This is a genomic window from Acinetobacter sp. ANC 3903 (assembly GCF_002135315.1).
Taxonomy (GTDB): domain Bacteria; phylum Pseudomonadota; class Gammaproteobacteria; order Pseudomonadales; family Moraxellaceae; genus Acinetobacter.
The window spans coordinates 205684-228754 of the sequence record NZ_NEGA01000001.1 but is presented as its reverse complement, the minus strand read 5'-3'; the positions used below and the strand labels follow the sequence as shown (position 1 = coordinate 228754).

At 43.5% G+C, this 23071-nt stretch carries 21 protein-coding genes and 1 riboswitch; of the genes, 10 read left to right on the top strand and 11 right to left on the bottom strand.

The genetic code is table 11. The features are described from left to right. Positions 1 to 3 precede the first annotated feature (3 nt). Both murD and ftsW read left to right on the top strand, forming a co-directional pair. Positions 4 to 1350: a UDP-N-acetylmuramoyl-L-alanine--D-glutamate ligase gene (gene murD, locus B9T29_RS01070; RefSeq protein ID WP_086174137.1), complete on the top strand. Its 1347-nt coding sequence runs from the start codon at positions 4 to 6 to the stop codon at positions 1348 to 1350. 21 nt (positions 1351 to 1371) lie between these two features. Beyond that, a complete protein-coding gene (gene ftsW, locus B9T29_RS01065) occupies positions 1372 to 2568 on the top strand; it encodes a putative lipid II flippase FtsW (protein ID WP_086174136.1) in 1197 nt (398 codons plus the stop codon). Positions 2569 to 2591: 23 nt separating this feature from the next. On the opposite strand, the gene B9T29_RS01060 is transcribed toward ftsW, so the two are convergent. From B9T29_RS01060 to B9T29_RS01030, 7 genes are all read right to left on the bottom strand, one after another. Continuing rightward, the gene (locus B9T29_RS01060; RefSeq protein ID WP_086174135.1) at positions 2592 to 2816 is read right to left on the bottom strand and encodes a zinc-ribbon domain-containing protein; all 225 of its coding nucleotides are present in this window, start codon (positions 2814 to 2816) and stop codon (positions 2592 to 2594) included. A 54-nt stretch (positions 2817 to 2870) separates the two neighbouring features. Beyond that, positions 2871 to 3791 carry a tRNA glutamyl-Q(34) synthetase GluQRS gene (gene gluQRS / locus B9T29_RS01055; RefSeq protein WP_171263939.1) on the bottom strand — a complete coding sequence of 307 codons (921 nt, stop codon included), beginning with the start codon at positions 3789 to 3791 and terminating at the stop codon, positions 2871 to 2873. A gap of 2 nt (positions 3792 to 3793) precedes the next feature. Then, positions 3794 to 4321 (bottom strand): RNA polymerase-binding protein DksA, encoded by a 528-nt coding sequence (dksA, locus tag B9T29_RS01050; RefSeq protein WP_086174133.1) that lies wholly within the window; start codon positions 4319 to 4321, stop codon positions 3794 to 3796. Positions 4322 to 4530: 209 nt separating this feature from the next. After that, entirely contained in the window at positions 4531 to 5340 is an 810-nt protein-coding gene (cpdA, locus tag B9T29_RS01045) for a 3',5'-cyclic-AMP phosphodiesterase (RefSeq protein ID WP_086174132.1), read from the bottom strand. A gap of 10 nt (positions 5341 to 5350) precedes the next feature. Next, the gene (locus B9T29_RS01040; protein ID WP_086174131.1) at positions 5351 to 5971 is read right to left on the bottom strand and encodes an NUDIX domain-containing protein; all 621 of its coding nucleotides are present in this window, start codon (positions 5969 to 5971) and stop codon (positions 5351 to 5353) included. A 77-nt stretch (positions 5972 to 6048) separates the two neighbouring features. Further along, positions 6049 to 7944 carry a phosphomethylpyrimidine synthase ThiC gene (gene thiC / locus B9T29_RS01035; protein WP_086174130.1) on the bottom strand — a complete coding sequence of 632 codons (1896 nt, stop codon included), beginning with the start codon at positions 7942 to 7944 and terminating at the stop codon, positions 6049 to 6051. 110 nt (positions 7945 to 8054) lie between these two features. Continuing rightward, a riboswitch (TPP riboswitch) is annotated at positions 8055 to 8187 on the bottom strand. A gap of 91 nt (positions 8188 to 8278) precedes the next feature. Continuing rightward, positions 8279 to 9346 (bottom strand): hypothetical protein, encoded by a 1068-nt coding sequence (locus B9T29_RS01030; RefSeq protein ID WP_213033292.1) that lies wholly within the window; start codon positions 9344 to 9346, stop codon positions 8279 to 8281. A gap of 276 nt (positions 9347 to 9622) precedes the next feature. On the opposite strand from B9T29_RS01030, the gene B9T29_RS01025 reads away from it, so the two are divergent. From B9T29_RS01025 to B9T29_RS01010, 4 genes are all read left to right on the top strand, one after another. After that, positions 9623 to 10975 carry a TolC family outer membrane protein gene (locus tag B9T29_RS01025; RefSeq protein WP_086174129.1) on the top strand — a complete coding sequence of 451 codons (1353 nt, stop codon included), beginning with the start codon at positions 9623 to 9625 and terminating at the stop codon, positions 10973 to 10975. Positions 10976 to 11069: 94 nt separating this feature from the next. Then, positions 11070 to 11786, top strand: a complete 717-nt coding sequence (gene phoU / locus B9T29_RS01020) for a phosphate signaling complex protein PhoU (protein ID WP_086174128.1) — start codon at positions 11070 to 11072, stop codon at positions 11784 to 11786. Between the two features lie 387 nt (positions 11787 to 12173). After that, positions 12174 to 13511 (top strand): glycosyltransferase, encoded by a 1338-nt coding sequence (locus B9T29_RS01015; protein ID WP_228146540.1) that lies wholly within the window; start codon positions 12174 to 12176, stop codon positions 13509 to 13511. Beyond that, positions 13508 to 14464: a hypothetical protein gene (locus B9T29_RS01010; protein ID WP_171263938.1), complete on the top strand. Its 957-nt coding sequence runs from the start codon at positions 13508 to 13510 to the stop codon at positions 14462 to 14464. The genes B9T29_RS01015 and B9T29_RS01010 overlap by 4 nt, the downstream gene beginning before the upstream one ends. A 130-nt stretch (positions 14465 to 14594) precedes the next feature. Here B9T29_RS01010 and B9T29_RS01005 read toward each other — a convergent pair whose 3' ends face one another. Beyond that, positions 14595 to 16397, bottom strand: coding sequence for an ABC transporter ATP-binding protein (locus B9T29_RS01005; RefSeq protein WP_086174126.1), 1803 nt, complete (start codon positions 16395 to 16397; stop codon positions 14595 to 14597). Positions 16398 to 16546: 149 nt separating this feature from the next. Between B9T29_RS01005 and B9T29_RS01000 the strand changes: the two genes are divergently transcribed. Next, positions 16547 to 17179 carry an alpha-ketoglutarate-dependent dioxygenase AlkB family protein gene (locus B9T29_RS01000; protein ID WP_086174125.1) on the top strand — a complete coding sequence of 211 codons (633 nt, stop codon included), beginning with the start codon at positions 16547 to 16549 and terminating at the stop codon, positions 17177 to 17179. 183 nt (positions 17180 to 17362) lie between these two features. Here B9T29_RS01000 and B9T29_RS00995 read toward each other — a convergent pair whose 3' ends face one another. Then, entirely contained in the window at positions 17363 to 18139 is a 777-nt protein-coding gene (locus B9T29_RS00995) for an IclR family transcriptional regulator (RefSeq protein ID WP_086174124.1), read from the bottom strand. A gap of 475 nt (positions 18140 to 18614) precedes the next feature. Between B9T29_RS00995 and B9T29_RS00990 the strand changes: the two genes are divergently transcribed. The 3 genes from B9T29_RS00990 to B9T29_RS00980 are packed head-to-tail and all read left to right on the top strand — an operon-like array spanning position 18615 to position 21950. Beyond that, positions 18615 to 20711, top strand: a complete 2097-nt coding sequence (locus B9T29_RS00990; RefSeq protein ID WP_086174123.1) for an FUSC family protein — start codon at positions 18615 to 18617, stop codon at positions 20709 to 20711. Further along, the gene (locus B9T29_RS00985) at positions 20704 to 20910 is read left to right on the top strand and encodes a DUF1656 domain-containing protein (RefSeq protein ID WP_086174122.1); all 207 of its coding nucleotides are present in this window, start codon (positions 20704 to 20706) and stop codon (positions 20908 to 20910) included. Before B9T29_RS00990 ends, B9T29_RS00985 begins: the two co-directional genes overlap by 8 nt. A gap of 32 nt (positions 20911 to 20942) precedes the next feature. Next, positions 20943 to 21950, top strand: a complete 1008-nt coding sequence (locus B9T29_RS00980; RefSeq protein ID WP_086174121.1) for an HlyD family secretion protein — start codon at positions 20943 to 20945, stop codon at positions 21948 to 21950. Positions 21951 to 22042: 92 nt separating this feature from the next. Here the strand turns inward: B9T29_RS00980 and ruvX are convergent, their stop codons facing one another. Together ruvX and B9T29_RS00970 are read right to left on the bottom strand one after the other, a co-directional pair. Then, positions 22043 to 22486: a Holliday junction resolvase RuvX gene (gene ruvX, locus B9T29_RS00975; protein WP_086174120.1), complete on the bottom strand. Its 444-nt coding sequence runs from the start codon at positions 22484 to 22486 to the stop codon at positions 22043 to 22045. Further along, positions 22479 to 23033: a YqgE/AlgH family protein gene (locus B9T29_RS00970; protein WP_086174119.1), complete on the bottom strand. Its 555-nt coding sequence runs from the start codon at positions 23031 to 23033 to the stop codon at positions 22479 to 22481. Before B9T29_RS00970 ends, ruvX begins: the two co-directional genes overlap by 8 nt. Positions 23034 to 23071: the final 38 nt, after the last annotated feature.

Genomic DNA, 23071 nt, shown 5'->3' with positions numbered 1-23071 from the left:
AAAATGTTAATACAGCGTGGTGGATTAAAAGTCGTTGCAGGACTCGGAATTTCAGGTGTTGCAGCAGTAAATTTCTTACATGAAAATGGCTACCGCGTTGCAGTAACAGATTCTCGAAAGACACCACCCGGGCATGACCAGATTCCGGCAGCAGTGCAAACCAGTTTTGGTCAGCTCGATCAAGATCTATTATTACAAGCTGAAGAAATCGTGATTAGCCCAGGGCTTGATCCGAAGATTCCAGAAATTCAGGCTGCAATTGCCAAAGGCATTCCGGTGGTGAGTGAAATTCAGATTTTGCGCCGTGCAACCGATAAACCGATTGTGGCCATTACCGGCTCAAATGCCAAAAGTACTGTCACCACACTCATTGGCTTGATGGCAAAAGATGCCGGCAAAAAAGTGGCTGTGGGCGGTAACTTGGGTCGTCCGGCACTGGATTTAACCAGAGATGATCCTGAACTTTATATTTTGGAGTTATCCAGCTTTCAGTTAGAAACGACATCCAATTTAAATGCTGAAGTGGCTGTGGTGCTGAATATGAGTGAAGACCATCTTGACCGTCATGGCGATATGTTTGGTTATCATACGGCAAAACACCGCATTTTCCAGGGTGTGAAAAAAGTGGTCTATAACCGTGATGATTCTTTGACCCGCCCGCTGGTTCCAGATAATACACCAATGCAGAGCTTTGGTTTGAATGCGCCTGATTTAAATCAATATGGTATTTTAAAAGAAGATAATGGCAGTATCTGGTTGGCCCGTGGCCGTGAACGTTTATTGAAAAGTTCAGACATGTACATTCAAGGTACGCATAACGTTGCCAATGCCTTGGCATGTCTGGCTTTGGGTGAGGCGATTGGCCTGCCTTTAGAGAGCATGCTTGAAACGCTGAAAACCTTTAAAGGTTTAGAGCACCGCTGTGAATTTGTCAAAGAAGTGCACGGGGTTCGTTATTATAATGACTCTAAAGGCACCAACATTGGCGCAACCTTGGCGGCTATTGATGGTCTGGGTGCAGCGATTGAGCCGCAGGGCGGAAAAGTCGCTATTATTCTAGGTGGTCAAGGTAAAGGGCAGGACTTTAGCGCACTTCGTGAAGCTCTAACTAAATATGCCAAAGTTGCCGTGCTGATTGGTGAAGATCGACCCGTGATTGAAAGCGCAATTGAAGGTACAACCACCTTAATTCATGCCGAATCTTTAAAAGAAGCGGTAGAATTATGCCAGCAACATACTCAAGCCCACGATGTGGTGTTATTGTCACCTGCATGCGCAAGTTTTGATATGTTCAAAGGTTATAGTGAACGTGGACATCAATTTGTCGATTGTGTGAATGCACTGGCTTAAAAGAACGATAAGGAAAGTTGTATGGCTGGGTTAGCTCAGACGACCATAAATAAAATTAATCAGGTTTACAATGAGTGGGGGCCGAAAATCCCCGCTGAAGTTACGCCGCGTAATGTACTGATTTTTTGTGTAATCACCTTGCTGTGTATTGGTTCAATCATGGTGGCATCGGCATCGATGCCCTATGCAGACCGATTACATGAAAATGCATTTCACTATGTGATCCGACACGGCATTTCCATTTTTGTGGCCGCTGTTGCCGCATTTTTGGCTTATAAAGTGTCGCTGAATGTCTGGTTTAATAATACCTTTCCACTGTGGATCATGACCATTCTGTTGCTGGCAGTGGTATTGGTCGCCGGTTCCGAGGTCAATGGTTCCACCCGATGGATTCGTATTGCCGGATTTACCTTGCAGGCTTCCGAAGTCGCCAAGGTGATGATGGCCATCTTCACCGCCGATTATGTGGTGCGAAGGGCGAAAGAGGTGAGAAACAGCGCTTCCGGCCTGTACCGTTTAGTCGGCGTGATGATCATCACTGTAGGCTTAATCCTGCTGGAACCCGATCTGGGCGCGACTGCGGTTATTGTCCTGATGATTTTAGGCATTTTCTTTCTGGCTGGCGCACCGCCGATTCAGTTTATTTTCTTCCTGATCGCGATTGTATTTGCTTTGGCCGCTGCGATTATCTTTGAGCCTTACCGCCTGCAGCGCGCGCTGTCCTTTACCAATCCCTGGGCAGACCCTTTGGGAACCGGTTATCAGTTGTCTAATGCACTGATGGCCTTTGGTCGGGGTGAATGGATGGGGGTAGGACTGGGTCATAGTATTCAGAAAATGTCTTATCTGCCTGAAGCGCATACCGACTTTATGTTGGCTATTTTAGGTGAAGAATTCGGCTTCTTCGGGATCAGTACGGTATTGATCCTGTCCTTTATGATGGTGGTGTGCTGTATCAAAATCGGACACCGTGCCTTGCAGCACCAATACTTGCGTGCAGGTTATCTGGCCTATGGCATCAGTATTATTTTCTTGCTGCAAATCCTGGTGAATGCCGGGATGAATATGGGCATGTTACCGACCAAAGGTTTGACTTTGCCGTTTATTAGTTATGGGGGTTCATCTTTAATTATGTGTGCAGTGATGATCAGCCTGATTTTGAAGATTGATGCCACCACACAAAAGGCCAATCCAAGCAAAGAAGAATCCAGCTTCTAGCCCAAAGCTGGCAATCAATTCGGCTAAGCATGGTTCAGTACTGTGCTTGGCATTTCAGTTCCACAATGCAGACATTTCACAAATTCTCCTTTGGCTTTTGAAAGGGGAATCAGTGGAATAAAAAATAAAGAAAAATAATTGCGTTGCTGTTTCAATTCATAAGCGCTGCGTGTTCTGCAGACTGGACAAAGAAACTGACTTTTCTCCACTACCTTGGTTTTAGGACCAATACCAAATATAAAAAACATCTTCAATCTGCCATTTCTGATGTAGATTTTCTTAGCTTAATCCTAATCTGGATTTTATAAATAGCTGCCTTGTAGCTCGGTTGTATGTGGAATTAAGTCAATATTCCATTGGGAAATAGCCTGTTTCAGCATATTTTCTGGCGTGTCTAAATCAACTTCTGGCTGATGCAAAGCGCGAATGGTCTGCTGTAGTAATTCAGGAGCACGCTTGAGATCAAGCGCTTGCGCCAGATTCTGTTTAGAGAGTTTTTGACCCTGATCATTCATCGCCAAAGGCAGATGCATATATTCAAGTTTGCGATAACCCAGTAGCGAACCGAGCCAGATTTGCCGTTCAGTATTGTCCAGCAGGTCGGCACCGCGAACCACATGGGTCATGCCTTGTAGATAATCATCCACGACGACTGCTAACTGGTAATTGATAATGCCATCACGACGCTTCAGCACAAAGTCACCGAGGTCTTGTTGCAGGTTGCAACAGTGAGATCCTTGTAAACGGTCAGTAAAGCAAATGGCCTGATCCGATACTTTCAGACGGATGGCTTGATGCTCAAAAAGCAGATTTAAATCTCGGCAGGTCCCGGCATAGATATGATTGGAACCGAGCATTTTACGGGTGCACTGGCAAGCATAGACCCAGCCTTGCTGATGCAGCTGCTCAATCACAGATTCATAAATATCGAGGCGGTCTTTTTGGAAAATGATCTCGGCATCAGGTGCGAACTGAAAAGCATCGATTGAGTGCAGGATATGTGCTTCGCTACCGGGGTAAATGCGGGGAATGTCGGTATCTTCAATCCGGACCAGCCATTGACCCTGATGGGCACGTGCATCGCAATAACTGGCCACAGCGGTAATGAGTGAGCCAAAATGCAAAGGGCCGGTTGGCGATGGCGCAAACCGGCCCACATAAGCCATCCTGTTATCCCCCTCCTTTATTAAAGGAGGGGTTAGGGGAGGATTATTGGATAACATAATTAACCGTTATTTTGCTTCTCTTTGATTTCTGCTAGCGTTTTGCAGTCAATACAAAGGGTTGCAGTTGGACGTGCTTCAAGACGACGCAGACCAATTTCAATACCACAAGTTTCACAGAAACCGTAATCATCGTTTTTAATCGCTTCGATGGATTGCTCAATCTTGCGAATCAGCTTACGTTCACGGTCACGAGTACGGAGTTCAATAGCAAACTCTTCTTCTTGTGTCGCACGGTCATTCACATCAGGCAAAGCTGTATTTTCGTCTTGCATGGTGTTTAAGGTGCGGTCTACTTCAGACATCAGTTCAGCTTTCCAGGCCAGTAAAATCTGGCGGAAATGCTCAAGCTGTCCTTCAGACATGTATTCTTCATTTTTTTTAGGCTGATAAGGTGCAATACCAAATAAGCTAGCAGTAGAACCACTTTCTGACGCTTTTGGCTTCGTTTTACGCACGCGTTTGGTAGATTTCTCATCTACCACATCAGTTTGTTCGTCCAAGACTTGATTTTGGTTGTCATTCGCCATATAGGGCATTCCTCATCATATACGTATTATCTATACGCAAAAAATATGGTGATATGCAAGTGTTTTTATCCAACCCTAAGGAGATTTTCCTTCGAGGGTCGTCATCATATAGACTTTTTGTGCTTTTAGATAGTCTTTGATGCTTGGATTCTATCGACCATGCTTCCTTTAGAAGGCATAAAGTAATAGAAAAAAAACAAAATGAAAAGTTAATAACCTGAAATTTCACTATTAATTTGTTGTCGTGCTGTTAGAACCCGGTAAATTTGGGTTTCAAGCTCACCATTGGCTTTCAGATGCAGGACACGAAAACCTGGAGCTTCATTATCCAGGGCAAAATCTTCACTTAAGGGTTTGAACTGAACACAGGTGGATGGGGTAGAAAAAAACTGGATGTGCTGCCATTCATGCCACGAATCCTGATGCACATGACCAAAAATAACCGCTTTGACATTGCTGTGCTTGGCCAGAATATCAGTTAAGTTTTCAGTGTTTTTCAGTATGTGCTGATCAATCCATTTTGATTGCATTTCAAAGGGATGATGATGACATGCCACGATCACGAATTGCTGTTGCAGTTTTGCTAAAAGCCTATCCAGTTGTTGCAGTTGCTCTTGTTCAATCCAGCCATCGGTCCGGTCTCGTACTGCACTGTTTAATAGCACAAAGCTCCATTTACCAAAATGAATGGCCTGCGCCTCATCCTTATTTTGGTAAAAAGGGAAAAAATCCAGGTCGTCATGATTACCCGGAATCTGATAAAACGGGATTCCCAGCGTCTGCATAAAAGATAAATAACGGCTATAGGTCTCTGCGACCGGGACTTGAGCCAAGTCACCGGTATGGATAATGGCATCGGTATTCGGATAGTGCTGCTGAATTTGCTTGATGATTGCATGAAAACTGTGCTCAGGATTCATATGCACAAATTCTAAATCTTCCTGATTCATGAGATGTGTGTCTGAAATCTGAATAATGGTCCAGTCTTGCTGGTCTTGATTATTGTTGGATAAAGTCATGTCTGACTCCTTAGACATTCCTTGTTGTTTTAATATGTTGTTGCAACCATTGCAATGCCATAATGACCGGCGCATTTTTTAAGCGACCATTGCTCATTAAAGTAGCTATTTCCCTATAGTCAATAATGTGCAATTGAATATTTTCCCCTTCATCCGGCATGCCAAAAACTCCGCCTTGTTCAGGAAGATGTGCTTCAGCACTGTATAAATGGAACAGTTCGGAACAGGCACCTGCCGATGGATAAAAGCTGAATAAATGCTGTAACTGATCAATCTTACAGCCCGATTCCTCTAGACTTTCACGGCGTATACAGCTTTCCGCTGACTCATTGCCATCAAGTACACCGGCAATTACTTCCAGTTGCCACGGAGAATCTGCATCATCCATCGCACCGACACGGAATTGTTCAATCAGGGCAAATTTTTGCTGCGCATCATTATAAATCAGCACACCCGCAGCTTCAGGCCGGTGAATCAGTTCACGTTGCATGACCGGAGTGAATTCGCGCTGGTTAAATAAACGATGGCAGAGATTCACTTTTTCAACCTGAATAAAGCCACGAAAAAGATATTCACGGGACTGAATTTTGACTTGGTCGCTGTTATATGTGGCTTGTCTAATAATATTCATATAGCTCAGTCAGGATGAAAAGCATACATTCATCCTAACTGAGAATTTCATGAAAATAAAAGATTTTTTTTTCAGAATTACAGCTTGTGGTACAATTTTTGACCATTTTCATGATAGCTGGTTTTCATGGCATTCAAACCTGCTTCAATCTCTGTATCCTGTTCTTGACTTTGCTCCACATTGCTTTGATTTTTCGCATAATCCCTCACATTCTGGGTGATTTTCATGGAACAGAATTTAGGACCACACATGGAACAGAAATGCGCGGACTTATGTGCTTCCTTCGGCATGGTTTCATCATGCATGCTGCGTGCAGTATCAGGATCCAGACTCAAATTGAACTGATCCTCCCAACGGAATTCGAAACGTGCTTTGGATAGAGCATTATCACGTACTTGTGAACCCGGATGTCCCTTGGCCAAATCGGCTGCGTGGGCAGCAATTTTATAGGTGATGATACCGTCTTTGACATCTTTCTTGTTCGGCAAGCCTAAGTGCTCTTTCGGTGTGACATAGCACAGCATGGCCGTACCGTACCAGCCAATCATGGCAGCACCAATCGCTGAAGTAATATGGTCATAGCCCGGAGCAATATCGGTGGTTAAAGGGCCCAGGGTATAGAAAGGTGCCTCCTTACAGACTTCTAGTTGCAGATCCATATTTTCTTTGATCATGTGCATAGGAACATGGCCCGGACCTTCAATCATTACTTGAACATCATGTTGCCACGCGCGATGGGTCAGTTCACCTAAAGTCCGTAATTCTGAAAATTGTGCTTCATCATTGGCATCCTGAATAGAGCCCGGACGCAAACCATCGCCCAAACTGAAGGACACGTCATAGGCTTTCATGATTTCGCAGATCTCATCGAAATGCGTATAGAGGAAGTTTTCCTGATGATGCGCCAGACACCACTGCGCCATAATGGAACCGCCACGTGACACAATTCCGGTAAGTCGATTTGCGGTCAGCGGCACGTATCGTAAAAGCACGCCGGCATGAATGGTGAAGTAATCCACGCCTTGTTCTGCCTGTTCAATCAGGGTGTCTTTAAAGATTTCCCAGGTTAAATCTTCAGCCACGCCATCGACTTTTTCCAACGCCTGATAGATTGGAACGGTACCAATCGGGACAGGCGAGTTGCGGATAATCCATTCACGGGTTTCATGAATGTTTTTCCCGGTCGATAAATCCATGATGGTGTCGGCACCCCAGCGCGTCGCCCAGGTCATTTTCGCCACTTCTTCATCAATGCTTGAACCGAGCGCCGAGTTGCCGATGTTGGCATTGATTTTCACCAGGAAATTACGTCCGATAATCATCGGCTCAATTTCAGGATGGTTAATGTTGGCCGGAATAATTGCACGGCCTTCCGCTACTTCCTGACGCACAAATTCGGGGGTAATTTCAGTCAGATTTTTGGCCCCGAAGTTTTGACCTACATGCTGGCGTGCATCTACACCTGCCTGCTGGCGCTGGTTTTCACGAATGGCGATATATTCCATTTCCGGGGTAATGATACCCTGACGTGCATAGTGCATCTGGGTGACATTTTTACCTGCTTTGGCACGACGCGGCTTTTGAATATGGGCGAAGCGGATGTCTGCGGTGCGAATATCCTTCAGGCGTTCCTGTCCAAAAGCCGAGCTCAGGGTATCTAAACGTTCAGTATCCTGACGTTCTTCAATCCATGTTTCACGAACATTGGGCAAACCTTTATTCAGGTCAATGGCAACATTCGGGTCGGTATAAACGCCTGAAGTGTCATAGACCATAATGGCAGGATTGTGTTCGCCACCCAGACCTGTCGGGGTCTCGGTCAAGGCAATTTCACGCATGGGAACCTGAATGTCGCTACGTGAACCTTGGACATAGACTTTTTGGGAAGCCGGTAAAATTCGGGTGAGATCTTTAGCATCTTGCTCATGTTGAGCAGAAATATCAGTTGCAGAGAGATTCGTTAATTGGTGCATTGCGGTGATCCTTGTGAATGACATCAACGAATCAAGCACGACCAAAAACGTGGCTGCATTATCCAGGTAAATTCATTGAAAGAATCAACACGAATAAATTGAGGGCTTAGGTTTTTTGATGGCTTGATTCCTACGCAGGTCTTAACCTGATCAGGTTCAACGGTACTCACCCTCAAATGCCATATTTGTATATAGAACTTAGGTGATCTCAGCAAGTTATTACTCGCGCTCCGTCAAGCTATGCGTCAATCTTAACATGTCGTACTAGCAAAAAACATTCACATAAAATATCGCTTTTCAGTGGTTTTATTGATCATGCACAGAAAACAAATGTTTAAAGACAGACTGCATCACTAAAACAGTCGCGTGGGTTGGAAAGACTGAGATTTGCCAGACCCAGATACTGATCCAACTGTTTAACAGCCAGTTGATTTTCAGTTTGGGACTGCTGTTCCTGCGGGCTGAGCTGAACAGGAATATCTTTCAGGCGTTGCTGTTCAGATAATTGTAAAAAATGCAGAAATTTTGTGGCTTGAGTGGCTAAATGCGAGTTTTTGACCTCGGCCAGTTTTTCAATTTCATCTAGCGAACTGCTTTGTACTGCATACTTGTCAATATAACTGTCTGAAACCGGAGAGTCTTTCATGCCTTTAAATAAAAACAGGGTATACATCTGCAACAGATATTCGGCATCTTTACGATAGCTGCTTTTAGGATATTGATGTAAATAGTCTTCCCAAAATAAGGCCCGAGACGCAATCTCATGCGGTTCAACAATTAAGATATGCTCTGACAATACCGGCTGCATATTCTGTGTGGCCAGATTTTCAATAAAGACCTGTTCGGCTGGTGGCATATAAGGGGCAAAAATTCGGGCTAAATATTCGGGACTGCGGCGATAATTGACCCGGCCCTTACCGCGATCAAACAGTTCAATATAAGCTTGTCCCTTATGTTTTAATAAATACTGGTCACGTAAAGTCAGCTGTTCAAAACGGTTTTGTTGAATGGTTGGATGCTGTGACAAATCAAAGGCATAGGCTTCGAATGCAGATTGTTGCGCAGCTGTTCTATCGACTGTTAAGAAATTGTTATACATTTGGGTGGATAGGGCCAATAAATGTTGCTGTTCGGCTAAGGTAGACAGCGGCAAGCATAACTTTAAATCCTGATTGATCTGTTCCAAGGCAAAAGTGGTACGTTCCGCATTAATGGCCAGCATGTTTTTTTCAAGATTTTTGCATAATAACGATAAATCTACCGGTTCATCTTGTTGTGATTGTTTTTGTACCTGTTCTGGGATAGGTTGAGGCTCGGGTTTTTGACACCCGAACAGAAGGATAAAAATAAAAAAGGGAAAGCATTGCTTAACAGAAAAATTTGTTTTTAAAGGCACAGTCATTCTATATCGGGGTACATGCGGCAATGATTTGTAGGGTGTCTGGATATTTTATAACTGAAAAAGTCTTTGTCTGTGTAGTATTGTGCAGGGTTTTGGTTACGTGCTGTGATCATTGACGAGTATGATGGAGATGGATCGAAATCGCATGTGCAGATTGTAAAAATTAATAAAAATCATACGGAAAGTTGAGAAGATCGTTTTAATATTACCTAGCTTTTATTATAAATATGCGTGTCTATGGATGGTCGCTAGTCTAGTAGGGATTTACTATAAAAAATGAATATTAAAGTAGTCATTGGTGCATGTGCATTGCTGTTTAGCACATGGGGTCATGCTTTGGATCTGGTGGAAGCCTATCAACGGGCAAAAAACAGCGATCCAAATTGGCAAGCCAATCTTTTACAATATGAAGCAGATCAACTCAATTTAGGCATTGCCAAAGGGAATTTGCTGCCAACAGTCACTATTTCTGGAAATGTGGCACGTAAAAGTCAGCAGAGCAGTGACAGCAGTATTCCGGGTTTTCCCTCAGATGCATTTACAGCTTCATCTTCCACAACTCGACAAATTGCCATCACAGCACGCCAGCCACTATTTCGCTGGGATGCCTGGGAAGGGTTAAAGCAGATCAAAACTTCCGTTAATCTGAGTGAAATCACTTTACAGTTACAGCGCCAAGAACATATTTTAAATGTCTCTGAAAGTTATTTTAATGTATTGCGTCAGCAGAGTTTAACCCTAGCCAATCTGCAGGAAGAAAAAGCCCTGTTTGAACAGCTCAATGTCATGAATGCCAAACTGAAAGAAGGCCTTGTGGCAAAAAGCGATGTCAGTGAGGCCAATGCGCAATATCAAAGTGCCCGGGCCAACCGGATTGCCACGCATGTACAACTGGTTTTAGCACAGGAACAGCTGGCCCAGTTAATTGGACCCTATCAAGAAAACCTGGCTGTACTCCGAGACGATTTTCAATTTCAGAAACCTTATCCTGCGGATTTGGATGCCTGGACAGCGCTGGCACTGAGCCAGAACCTTTCTGTTCAGCAGGCACGTATCCAGCAGCGTTATGCCGAAGATCAGCGCCGGGTAGAAAAAGCGGCTTTATATCCTCAAATTGAGGCGGTCGGTACCTATGGTTATATCAAACAATCCCCGCAAAATGTGGTTTCCAGTGATGGCCAGTTTGATCAGGTTGGCGTAGAGATGAACTGGAAGGTCTATACCGGTGGAAGAACGCAAAAGTCCATTCAAAAAGCAGCGGTCAATGTGAAAAAAAGTGAATCTCAGCTGGATGCCATGATTCGCAAGGCCAATACCGATGTGAAAAAATCTTATATGCAGGTGGAAACCGATCAAGCCAAATTACAGGCACGAAAAGCCGCAATGGACTCTTCAGAAGTAGTTTCCCGGGCTTCTCAAGCACAGTATCGGGAAGGCTTAAAAACCATGGTCGATGTGCTGTTAGCCCAGCGCAATGCTTTTTCTGCCAAACAGGATTATTTAAACGCAAAATATGATTATTTAATTAATGTCCTGCGTTTAAAGGCATCGGTCGGTAAATTGACCGAAAAAGACCTGGAAGAAATGAATGCCTGGTTGATTGACAAGTCGTTCAAGCCAGCCAGTTAATCTTGCGGTTTTTGTCATGAAAGCTTCATATTAGATATGTTTTAATATTAAACAAGATCATTCATTTTAAAATCGCTGTTGTGGAGTATGCCCCTTGCCAAATAATCCGGTGTTAAATCACCATATTTCTTCGCAATTTAATGAAGATTTGCAAGATGTAAATACCAAGTTCATGACTATGGGTGGCTTGGTGGAACAGCAAGTGGCCAATGGTATTCATGCCTTGTTGGATACCGATGCCACTTTAGCGATTGATGTGCAGTTTCAGGACAATGTGGTCAATCGTCTGGAAACTGAAATTGATGAAGCCTTGACTCTGATTCTGGCACGCCGTCATCCAGCAGCGATTGATTTGCGTATGGTGATTGCCATGTCTAAAGCCAATACCGACCTGGAGCGTATTGGTGATGAGGCGGCTAAAATTGCCCGAATTGCCCAGAATTTATGTGAAGAGGGCAGTTCACCGCGCGGCTATATGGAAACCCGTCATATTGGCAATCAGGTGCGGGTCATGATTCATGATGCACTGGATGCCTTTGCCCGTCTGGATGTCGATCAGGCCTTGCGTGTTCTGCTGGCCGATGCCGACATTGACCGTGAATATCAGTCTGCGACCCGTACCTTAATGACTTATATGATTGAAGACCCGCGCCATATTTCACGGGTCATCAATGTGATGTGGGTACTGCGTTCTTTGGAGCGGATTGGTGACCATGCGCGCAATATTTCCGAACAAGTCATCTATATGGTCAAAGGTTTGGATGTACGCCATACCAGTGTGGAAGAGATTGAACAAAAAGTTCAACGTTAATTACTAAATTAATCACAATAAAAAGCCTGCGATTTGCAGGCTTTTTTGTTTCAAAAATTTTTTTATCAGGGGGTCGGCTTAATAGCCCATTCATTTAAAAACTTCTATGACTAAAATGCATAAAAAACAACTTGAAATAAGCAATACAAATTATCTCAAAAAAGTGTGACTTATTTATCAAAAAATATACAAAATGATATATTATTATACGAAATGCAGATTGTTTTTAACAAAAAGCAAAGTTTGCTTTTGGCGAAATAATGATTTTCATGGGTTTATAAAAATCTATTTATGTAAATAAAGTCATGATCTGTTGCAACACTCCCAGACTTTACGAAAAATAATTCTGCACAAATTTTTATTACGTGAAATATTTAGAGAACATTCATGATCATTGATGACAGTAAAAGAGAAGTCTCTCAAATTTACTTTTCTGTGCATTTAAAGTTTATTGTCGCTCTCATCGGTGCCTGTTTCTGGACAGTATTTTCCATATGGATTGCCCAGAACTGGATGCATGATCTCAGCAGCTATATCGGTTATTTTTGGGCTATTTTCCTGATTTATGGGATTGCCATTATTCCGGGATTTATGAATTCATTTGCGGCATTAAGCCTAATGATGGACAGAAGGCCTAAGCGCCAACCATTGCCTTCTTATCCTGGCATTACCATGCTGGTGGCTGCCTATAATGAAGCTGCCTCAATACGAGACACTTTGGTCAGTATCGGTCTGCAAAAATATCCAGGTCCCCTACAAGTCATTGTGATTAATGACGGTTCTCAGGATGAAACTGCAGATATTGTTCGAAAAGCACAAGCAAAATTTCCTTGGCTGACTTTACTGGATTTAAAACAAAATGCAGGTAAGGCGCACGCATTAAATGAAGGGCTGAAACTTGCTCAGCATGATTTGGTGATTACAGTCGATGCAGACTCTTATTTACATCGTGTTGCATTAATCAATATTGTGGAACGCTATGTAGCGGATCCACCCAACACACGTGCGGTTGCGGGTAAGATTCTGGTGCGGAACTCTCGTACCAATTTGCTGACCAAAACTCAGGAATGGGACTATTTTCTGGGGATTTCAGCAACCAAGCGTATGCAGTCCCTATATCAGGGAACCTTGGTGGCCCAAGGTGCTTTCTCTATTTATGATCGCAATGCCTTGATTGAAGTTGGTGGATGGCCTGAATGCGTTGGTGAAGATATTGTACTCACTTGGGCATTGTTGAAAGCAGGCTATCGTGTGGGACATTGTGAGGATGCTTGTCTGTTTACCAATGCACCCACAACGCTTAAAGTGTTTGTTAAACAGCGTCAGCGTTGGGCACGCGGTATGATCGAAGCATTTATCAAACATCCCACTATTTTAATTAAACCGAGATTATCTACGTTTTTTATTTACTGGAACCTGGTTTTCCCTTGGTTAGACATCGCATTCACCTTTGGCTTTATACCAGGAATCATTCTGGCATGTTTTGGACACTACTGGATTGTCGGTATTATGACCCTGGCATTGTTACCTATGGCATTTTTGCTCGGTCTATTAAATTACTCGATTGAACGTAGAATGTTTGATGATCTGGAACTTAAGGTACGAAAAAACTTCAGCGGCTTTTTATTGTATGTTCTCGCGTACAGTTTCTTATTACAGCCTGCCAGTATTTTAGGGTACTTGGATGAATTATTGAGAACACGAAAAACATGGGGAACAAAATGAAAAACAAGAAAACCAGTATGTATGTTGTTGTTCCCTTGCTCATCGGCATGAGTACCAGCAGTTTGGCAAATGCATTACAGGATGATCAAGTTCAAAATGAACGTGCAGCTGGAACGGAATTCTTTTTCAGTGATGATGGCGAAGGCTTCCAAACCCGTAAGTTATCTGCAGAATTTTTGCCTCAATATGAAAATGCTGATCATTACTTAGGGGTACGTGCCAGCGCTTATCAGTATAAAGCTGATGATTGGCGTCGAGATGGTCAAAAGATCTCATTTATTGGACGTAATATTGATTCCGCTACAGCGAATGGTTGGTCTGTAGATGCCGGTATTTTCACGCAAGATGATCATAGCTTATTTACCTTTGATGGTAGTTATCGAACTGCATTAGCCAAAAAGACAGCTATAGAGCTGTTTGCCAATCGTGACTGGGTCGAAACCCAACCCGCACTGGATGCAGGAACGAATTTTACCTTTGTTGGTGCGGCAGTGGATCAGGGCTTAGGTGAGCATGTCACCGTGGTAGGGCTTGCAGGATCACAATTTTTTTCAGATGATAATCGCCGTGACCATGGACGCGTTAAAGTGATTTACCAGCCTTCACTAGACTTGGGGCTTACCCTTCAGGCTCGATACAGAACTTATCAAAGCAGCAAAGTTGATGTGGCCGGTTATTATTTTAATCCTCACGATTATGAAGAGGGGATGTTGGCCATGGGTTGGCGTCAGCGTTTTGCGGGTTGGACAGCCGGTTTAACCGCAGGCTTTGGGCGTGAAACAATTAACGATGACCCGAGCCAAGGAACTCGACTGTTTGAACTGAATCTGCAAAGTCCCGTTCACGGATCGCAATTTATTCGTATGAATGCTGGCTATAATCGTAGTGCGTCCTACTCGGGACCAGATTACAATTATCGCTATATCAGAGGTGAATGGATTATCAGTTTTTAATCTGTGCCCAATATGGGAATCTCATCGATTTATCAGCTTCCATTCTTTTGATTGGATGCAAGTTATTTTTGCATAAGACCTTTCTATATGGATCATGCTTAGGATGAAAAATGCTTTTCGTCCTAGGTATTTAACTATGGGTTTCTTCTTCAGCATCTTCTTCAAAGGTCTTGGCAATCTTTTCAATATTCAGGCTTTTGGCCATGGCATCAAAAATTTCCTTATACACTCCGCCCTGATGATAAAGCGCATCGTGTTCGCCATGCTCGGCGATGCAACCTTCTTTCATCACATAGGTGTAATCGGCATCAATAATCTGCGACAAACTGTGTGAAATAATAATCACGGTACGGCCTTGCTTGATTTGATCCAGACTGTGCTTGATTTGCTCCGAAGCAATCGCATCCAGACTGGCAGTCGGTTCATCCAGAAAAATAATCGGCGGATTTTTCAGGAACATTCGGGCAATGGCAATCCGTTGTTGCTGGCCGCCAGAAAGTTGCAGGGCATCGGCATCATAGCCTTGCGGAAGCTGTAAAATTTGCTCGTGAATAGAAGCCTTTTTGGCAGCATTCATGACATCTTCAAGACTGGCATTGGTTTTGCCATAACGGATATTGTCAAAAATAGTGCCTTGGAAAATGTGGTTTTTTTGCAATACCAAACCAATGTGATCGCGTAGATATTGGGTGTCGATGTCTTCCAGATTGATGTCATCCAGTTGCACCTGTCCCGACGCCGGTTGATAGAATTTATCGAGTAAGCTAATCAATGTCGATTTTCCTGCACCGGATAAACCTACCAGCGCGGTGATTTTATTCGGCTGAATCAGCATATTGATATTCTTTAAGGCATGATGACCATTCGGATAATAGAATTCGACATTTTTCAGTTCAAAGCTGCCGTTAATCACCGGTTTTTGGCTGCCACTAGGCTCGATTTCATGATCGGCTTCCAGAATCCTGAAGAAGCTTTCCGAATAAATCATCGCATCATTGACTTCATCATAAATGCGATGCAAGGAACGAATCGGGGCAGAGACGTTATTGAATAACAGCACGTGATACATGATCATGCCGATACTCATCTGTCCATCCAGTACAAAATAAGCGGTCAGGATGATGATCAGTACGATGCCAATCTGTTCAATAAAGGTTTTTAAACCATCAAACAAAAAACTGGTTTGACGGGTTTGCATCTGGTTGTCGGTCAGTTCTTTTTGCAGTTTGAGCTGTTTGTCCGATTCGATCGACTCGCGGTTAAAGGATTTAATCACGGTAATTGAGTTAATAATACTAAGAATACCCTGGCTTTTTTTCTCACGGCCATCACGTAACTTACGCCGCCATCCTCCCAGTTTTTGTGCCTGGATATAGGTCAGCCAGAAATAGATCGGCACAATACACAGCGCGACCAGCCCCACATAGAGATTGGCATAGAACATCAGTCCCAGTGCCACAAATGCGCTGGTAAATAACGGTAAAATATCAATAAAAAAGATTTGAACCAGCCGGGTGAGGGAGCCAATGCCACGGTCGATACGGGTTTGTAATTTACCGGCCTGATTGTTGTCTTCATTAAAAAAAGCCAGTCGATAGGTCAGAAATTTTTCAATGATGCCTTGGGCTAAATCCTGCGAGACAAAAATACGCAGCTTTTCACCATAAAATTTTTGTCCGAATTGCACAAAGGCATTGACCACTTCTTTACCCAGTAAAATGGCAGAGATGGTGAGCAGAATATGCCAGCCTTGAGCCAGTCCGAGACCAGATTCAATCAGCCGGTTAATGCTGTCGACTGCATAGCGCAAGGTCAGTGCATTGACCTGAGCCGTGAGGGAACCAATCAGGGTTAAAATGAGGGTGGCGATGACCAGCAAGCGATATGGTCGTACAAAGGGGCGCAATTTTTGAAATAAGTGCCATAAATTCATATGCAATTTTTTTATTTTCAAGTCTGATTTGAGTCTAAGCCCGATCAGGCCATGTCACAAGCGCATACAATGTTTTCTATTGTGAACAGAAATCATCCGCTAAAATAAAAGTGAATTTTACATTTATTTTAGGCGATGCATTTTTGCCGATGAACTTTGAATTGTTTGAGCCGGAAGCCCGAGCCAATCTGTTGCCCTGTGATGGGGTAGTAGAAGACTATGGCCTGATTTTAACGCCTCAGCAGAGCGAGCAATATTTGCAGTATTTTTTGGCTCATCTGGTTTGGCAACATGATGAAGTGCTGTTGTATGGACAACATTATAAAACGGCACGCAAAGTGGCCTGGTATGGCGATGAAAATTATCAATATCATTATTCTGGTACATTCAAGCAAGCCCATGTGTGGACACCGGGATTATTTCGTTTAAAACAACATATCGAAAATTTGGTCGGGCATTCGTTTAATTCTTGCTTAGCCAATTTATATGAAGATGGTATTCAGGGTGTGGGCTGGCATAGTGATGATGAGCCTGCATTATACTCTGAGGCAGGTCAGGAAACCGTTATTGCTTCTTTAAGCTTTGGCGCTACCCGAAAATTCAGTTTTAAGCATAAACACAAAACAGAAAAAGTCGATGTATTGCTACATAGCGGGCAACTGATTGTGATGCGTGGCAAGACCCAGCAGTACTGGAAACATACTTTAAGGAAATCGACGAAGATTATCGAGCCACGGGTGAATCTGACTTTCCGTTATTTTTATCCGTATGAGCAACATTAAAGGTCAATAATGAGCGCATTAAAAAGCCCATCCAGTGATGGGCTTTTTTAATTTGAGGAAGAGCTTTTTACATCGCATCACGTTATCATGGAACAATGAGAGCTGAAGAACAATAATCATATTATGAGAATATATTGTTAAATTCAATATAATTTACATTAAAATAGATCACATTTCCTTAAATTATAATGTGTCTTCCTGATGGGTCAAGGCCATAAATTTCTTTTCAATCAAGCTGGCATTGTCTTGTAAAATTTCAATCAACTTCTGGAAGTTGGTAAATTCAAAGCGGTTTTTAGAACCCAATAAGGTCAAGGCCAAAGGCGGTTCCTTGCTGGAGAATTTCACCGGAATAGAAAGACTGGCCAGATTTGGATCAACTTCTCCACTCGAGAAATAATAGCCCTGCTTTTTAATCTGCTTCATCTGCAACAGAAACTCTTCTTCGTTATGGGCAAATCCAACTTCAGACAGCTCGGTGGCAAAGCGCTGGTAGTAATCCAAAATACACTGTTTCGGCAAATGTGCCAAAATCACTTTGGCAGAGGAACCTTTATAGATCGGGCGAGGACAACCACGGCCATAAATCAGTGTGGTCAGATCTTTATACAGTTCGTGATGAATATCGATACATGAATCGTAATTTAAATGTGTGAGCAGACAGCCGAATTCAGTACGCTCTACAATTTGCTGCATAAATGGACTACTGATTTGCACCAAGGGATCGGTAGTGCGGGAAATATAATCCAAGACTGCAATCTTAGAACCCAGAGTGTAGTCACCTGAGGTACCACTTAAGCGCTGCAATAATTCTGCTGAAACCAATTCTTTTAAATAACGGTAGCTTGTGGGTTTAGAGAGTCCTAATTCCTCACTAATGATATCGACATTAATGATAGGACGAGACACCGAAAAAAGATCTAAAACGGTGAGAATCTTACCAAAACTAGAAAGTGCCATAAGTACCTGCTTGGTCAAAGCATATAAAAAAGAAATCAATGAGTATTACTTTATAACAAATAAATAGGCAAAGCAGGGCTTTTGTTAAGCTAATGCTGGATTTGTTGGCAGCTAAAAATATTTTTCATTTAAGCTGAGAAAATAAGGCAATATCTATTTAATAGATCTTATTAATTTAAGTCTTATTATCATAATAAGATATTATTATTGACTTAATATATTTTTTTTGAAAAAATAATCAAGTTAAATATCTAATGATGAATTTTTAATCTTTCTGGTTTGGCTGTTTTCCTGTTTTATTCCGCATCAACAGGATGATGTGAAATCTCCTCCATTCGTTTTGAATGACCCTCATCTCTGATGACATGTTGAAACATGCCTATTTTTACACGACCCATCTTTCAGGTAGATCGTGCCTTGTAGTCGTCATTTAAAAATTAGGAAGAAGGCATAAACCCTAATTTGAGATCAACCCATGTTGCTTACCAAACAAATACTCGCATTTCGTCCCAGCAAGATGGACTGGATTTTTGCGACTAAAACGTTTCTGGCAGGCATGCTTGCGCTGTATGTGGCTTTTGCACTGAACTTGGCTTATCCCATCTGGGCGATTGGGACAGTCTTTGTCATCGCCAATCCTTTTTCCGGGATGACTTCTTCGAAAAGTGTGTATCGTGCACTGGGTACTTTATTGGGTGCTGTGGTTTCGGTGCTGGTGACTCCGCTACTCATCAACACGCCGTGGCTGTTTACTTTGTTTTTGGCAGCTTGGGTAGGTGGCTGCTTATATATCTCGATGCTCGACCGGACTCCGCGTAGCTATGTATTTATGCTTGCGGGATATACCACCGTGATTATCAGCTACAACATTATTTATAACATCGACACGGCATCGATGTTTGATATGGCGGTGGGGCGTTTTTTAGAGATTATGGTCGGGGTGGTCTGTAGCGCCATCGTGACTACGACGATCTTTCCGCTGCACATTGGACCAGCCGTGGCCTCAAAGGTGTCTAAAACGTTTAAAGATACCAAAGACTTGTTTGACCAGATTTTGCTGAACCCATCCAAACTGGAAAATTACAGTAGCGTACTGAGTCAGATTGCCCGTGATATTGCCGAAATTCATGTCATGGCGGTGCATTTGGCTTATGAAAAATCCACCTTGCAGGGCATGACCAAGCCGTTACAGGAAATGTTGCATCAACTGAGCATGCTGGTGGCCAACCTGGTGGCGATGGCGGAACGGGTCAAGCAATTGGATGTAATCGACAGCCAATATCGTGCTCAGCTTCAGGCCATACATGATCATAGTGCGGCATTTTTAAAAGATGATCAGGATATTCAGGAACAGACTTTAAATCTGTTACCTGACAATTTTGAGCAGGATTTTGCTGACTTGATGGCTGCTGCACCTGCTGAACAGCAGGTGATTTTGGCCAGCCTGAAAATGGATATTCGTCATTTCATTCAAAATATCAGAGCCATTAAGCTGATTTGGCAACGCATTCAACAAGGCGATGCTTCACTGCCTGAAAGCGTAACGCCACTGACCACGACTTATCCCAATTTACACCGTGACCATGGGGTTGCGGTACGGGGCGGGATTTCCGCTTTTATGGTCGTGATCATTGCTACAGGATTCTGGATTTTAAGTGGCTGGAAAGCCGGATTTATGATGGCTGAAATGGCGGCCATCAGTGCCTGTATTTTGACGGCCATGGATAATCCGGTACCGGCATTGAAGATGTTTGTGCGCGGCAATATTTATGCAGGGGTGCTGGTGTTTATTTATGCCTATGGCATTTTTCCGCATGTCAGCTCGTTTTGGGAATTGGCACTGGTACTGGCACCTTTTGTGATTTATTGCCTGATGATGTTTCCGCATCCACCATTGACCGGAATTGCCTTGCCTGCATTGATGGGAACCATCATGGGCTTGAACTTGCAGAACAGTTATACGCTGGATCAGGTGTTTTTCTTTGATGCCACCATCGGTTCTGTGCTGGGGCCGATCATTTCAATTTATATCATTCATCTGGTTCGGGCGATGTCCCCTGAAATCACGGTACAGCGGATTTTGTCGCTGCATTACAAGGCGATTCGCCAAGCTTTATATATTCCTTACGGTGTGCAGTTCCGGATTCATCTGCGCAGCATGCTAGACCGGATTGGGGTATTGAATACCAAGATGGTGCAGTCAGAAAAATTAAAGACCCAGATTAATTTGGCGCTGGTGGAAACCAGTGCAGTGATTGATCTGACCCGTCTGCAAGAGTTGATGCATCGACTTGATTCGGATCAGGCCATTTTGGCTAGTCTGGAAGATCTGCAACAAGGTCTGGATGATTATTTTCGTGCCAAAGAAAATGCACAAACGCAGCTGATTCCAGATTTACATCAGCAGGTCATGTTAAAAATCGGCCAATTAAAAAACCAGACACAGCAACTGGAGCATGCTGAAACTGCTCAAAGGATTCAGATGTCTTTAAACAATATTCGCAGCAGTTTGTGTCATGAGCCAAAACAGCCCAAACAAGATATAGAACTTGGAGAAGTAGCCCATGGGTGAGTTAAATGTCTATGGGGTATATGTCCCGATTCTGCTGATTCAGGCAGTGCTGGCCTACGCTTTAGTGCGTGTATTGATGCGCTTGCTCGACCGTTTTGTGGAACAGGGCTGGATTCCGCTGCCGCATATTTTTTATCTCTGTGTTTATCTGGTATTGCTGTGGTTAGTGCATTGGGGTTTTATTGTCTGCTTGGGCTAAGCAGCTATCTTTTGAAGTGAATGAGGTTTTCCATGACATCTTTAGACTTGCGTAAAGTCGTCCGACCGGTGCTCTTTGCTGTGGTCGCTGTCGTTGCAATTTTGGCGGTAAAACATATCTGGGATTATTACAATTCTGAACCCTGGACCCGTGATGGACGGGTACGTGGCGATGTGATTCAAGTCTCTTCAGATGTTTCCGGTTTGGTAACGAAAGTGTTGGTGCAGGATAACCAGACTGTGAAAAAAGGTCAGGTGCTGTTTAAAATTGATGTTGCCCGTCAAGCTCTGGATGTCGAGCAAGCCCGATCAGACTTATCTAAAGCTAAAGCCGGTTTGGCTGCTGCTGAAGCAGAATTGGCACAGGCCAAATCCAATCTGGTGAAGTCCCAAGCCAATAGCAATCTGGCGGATAAAAATGCCAACCGCTATGCCAATTTAATGGACGGTGCGATTTCAAAACAGGAACAGGATCAGATGTTTGCAACGCGTGATCAGTCACATGCCGAACATGAGCAAATGCTTGCCGCGATTGATCAGGCCAAAGCCAATATTGTGCAGCAAAAGGCCTTGATTGAAGTCGCGACCAGTAATCTGCACCTGTCCGAACTGAACTTAAACCGTTCCGAAGTCGTGGCACCGGCAGATGGCACCTTGTCTAACTTTGAATTGCAGGAAGGTAATTATGTCAAAGTAGGGCAGGCGGTGGCTGCACTGTTAAACCGTCAGCAGCTGTATGTGGTGGGTTATTTTGAAGAAACCAAACTGGACAAAATTTATGTCGGTGCTCCGGCAACTATCCAGCTCATGGGAGATTCACAAAAACTAAAAGGTCATGTTCAGGGCATTGCTTCCGGGATTGAGGACCGCGAACGTACTACTACCACCGGCCTGCTTGCAAATGTAAATCCAACCTTTAGCTGGGTGCGTCTGGCACAACGTATTCCGGTGAAAATCATGATTGATGAATTGCCGAAGAACCAGTTGGCCTTTGTGGCAGGACGTACTGCAACGATTCATATTGAGAAAAAATCCCAATAACATCCAGCAATAACTTCGAATAGATTCGACCTGGTTCATTTCAATAAAAAAGCATCCGACCAGATGCTTTTTTATTGTTTGTTCATTCGATTTTAAGGGGTTAAGCCTACCGGATTGCGATACCAGCTTTCTATAAACAGCGCTGCTGCAATACTGTCTGCAGCCAGTTTTTTGCCACGACCTTGAGCTTGATACTGGTCCAGTTCATCGCGTGCTTCACGGGTAGTTAGACGCTCATCGACCATCAAGGTTTCAATATTGGTTTGATGACGCAAGCGACGGGCAAATTTGCGTGAACGTGTTGAAAGTTCAGACTCGCTATCATCCATATTCAGCGGTAAACCGACCAGAAATAAGGTGGGTTGATACTGTTTGACGATTTTCAGCAAAGCATCCCAATTCGGAATGCCATCTTTCATGGGAAACAGGGCAAGCGGATTGGCACTTTCAATCATGGATTGACCCACTGCCATGCCCATTTTTTGGGTACCAAAATCAAATGCCATAATCATGTGCGGTTGTGATAAATCAGGCATGTCCAATCTCTGATGACAACCAGATCCGGTCGACGCCCATCTTTTTATAGGCAGCATCCCAGCGGTCGTCATAAGGTAAGTTAAATATTAAATCCATATCTGAATCGCAGATCAGCCAGTCGCCACGTGCCAATTCTGCTTCCAGCTGGTTTTTGCCCCAGCTGGCATAGCCCAAGGCAATCTGATAACGCCCCACACCTTCATTATGTGCAATAGCATCCAGAATGTCTTTAGAGGTGGTGATACAGACATTTTCACCCACCGCAATGGATGAGTGCCAGGTTGGCTGACCGGTATGCAGCACAAAACCGGCTTCAGGGCGCAGCGGTCCACCTTGCAACACTGCATGGGGATTGACATTGTCTGCTTCAATTTCCAGGTCATTCAACAATTCCTTGATTGAAAGACCGGATGGGCGGTTAATGATAATGCCTTGTGCACCATCTTCATCATGGCGTGCCAAATAAATTACCGTATTGGCAAAAAAGTCATCGGCTAAATCAGGAGGTGCAATGAGACAGCGATGTGTCAGATATTGTTTAGTCATCTAAGCATCTCCGAGTTTTAGTCTATCATTTGAAAAAT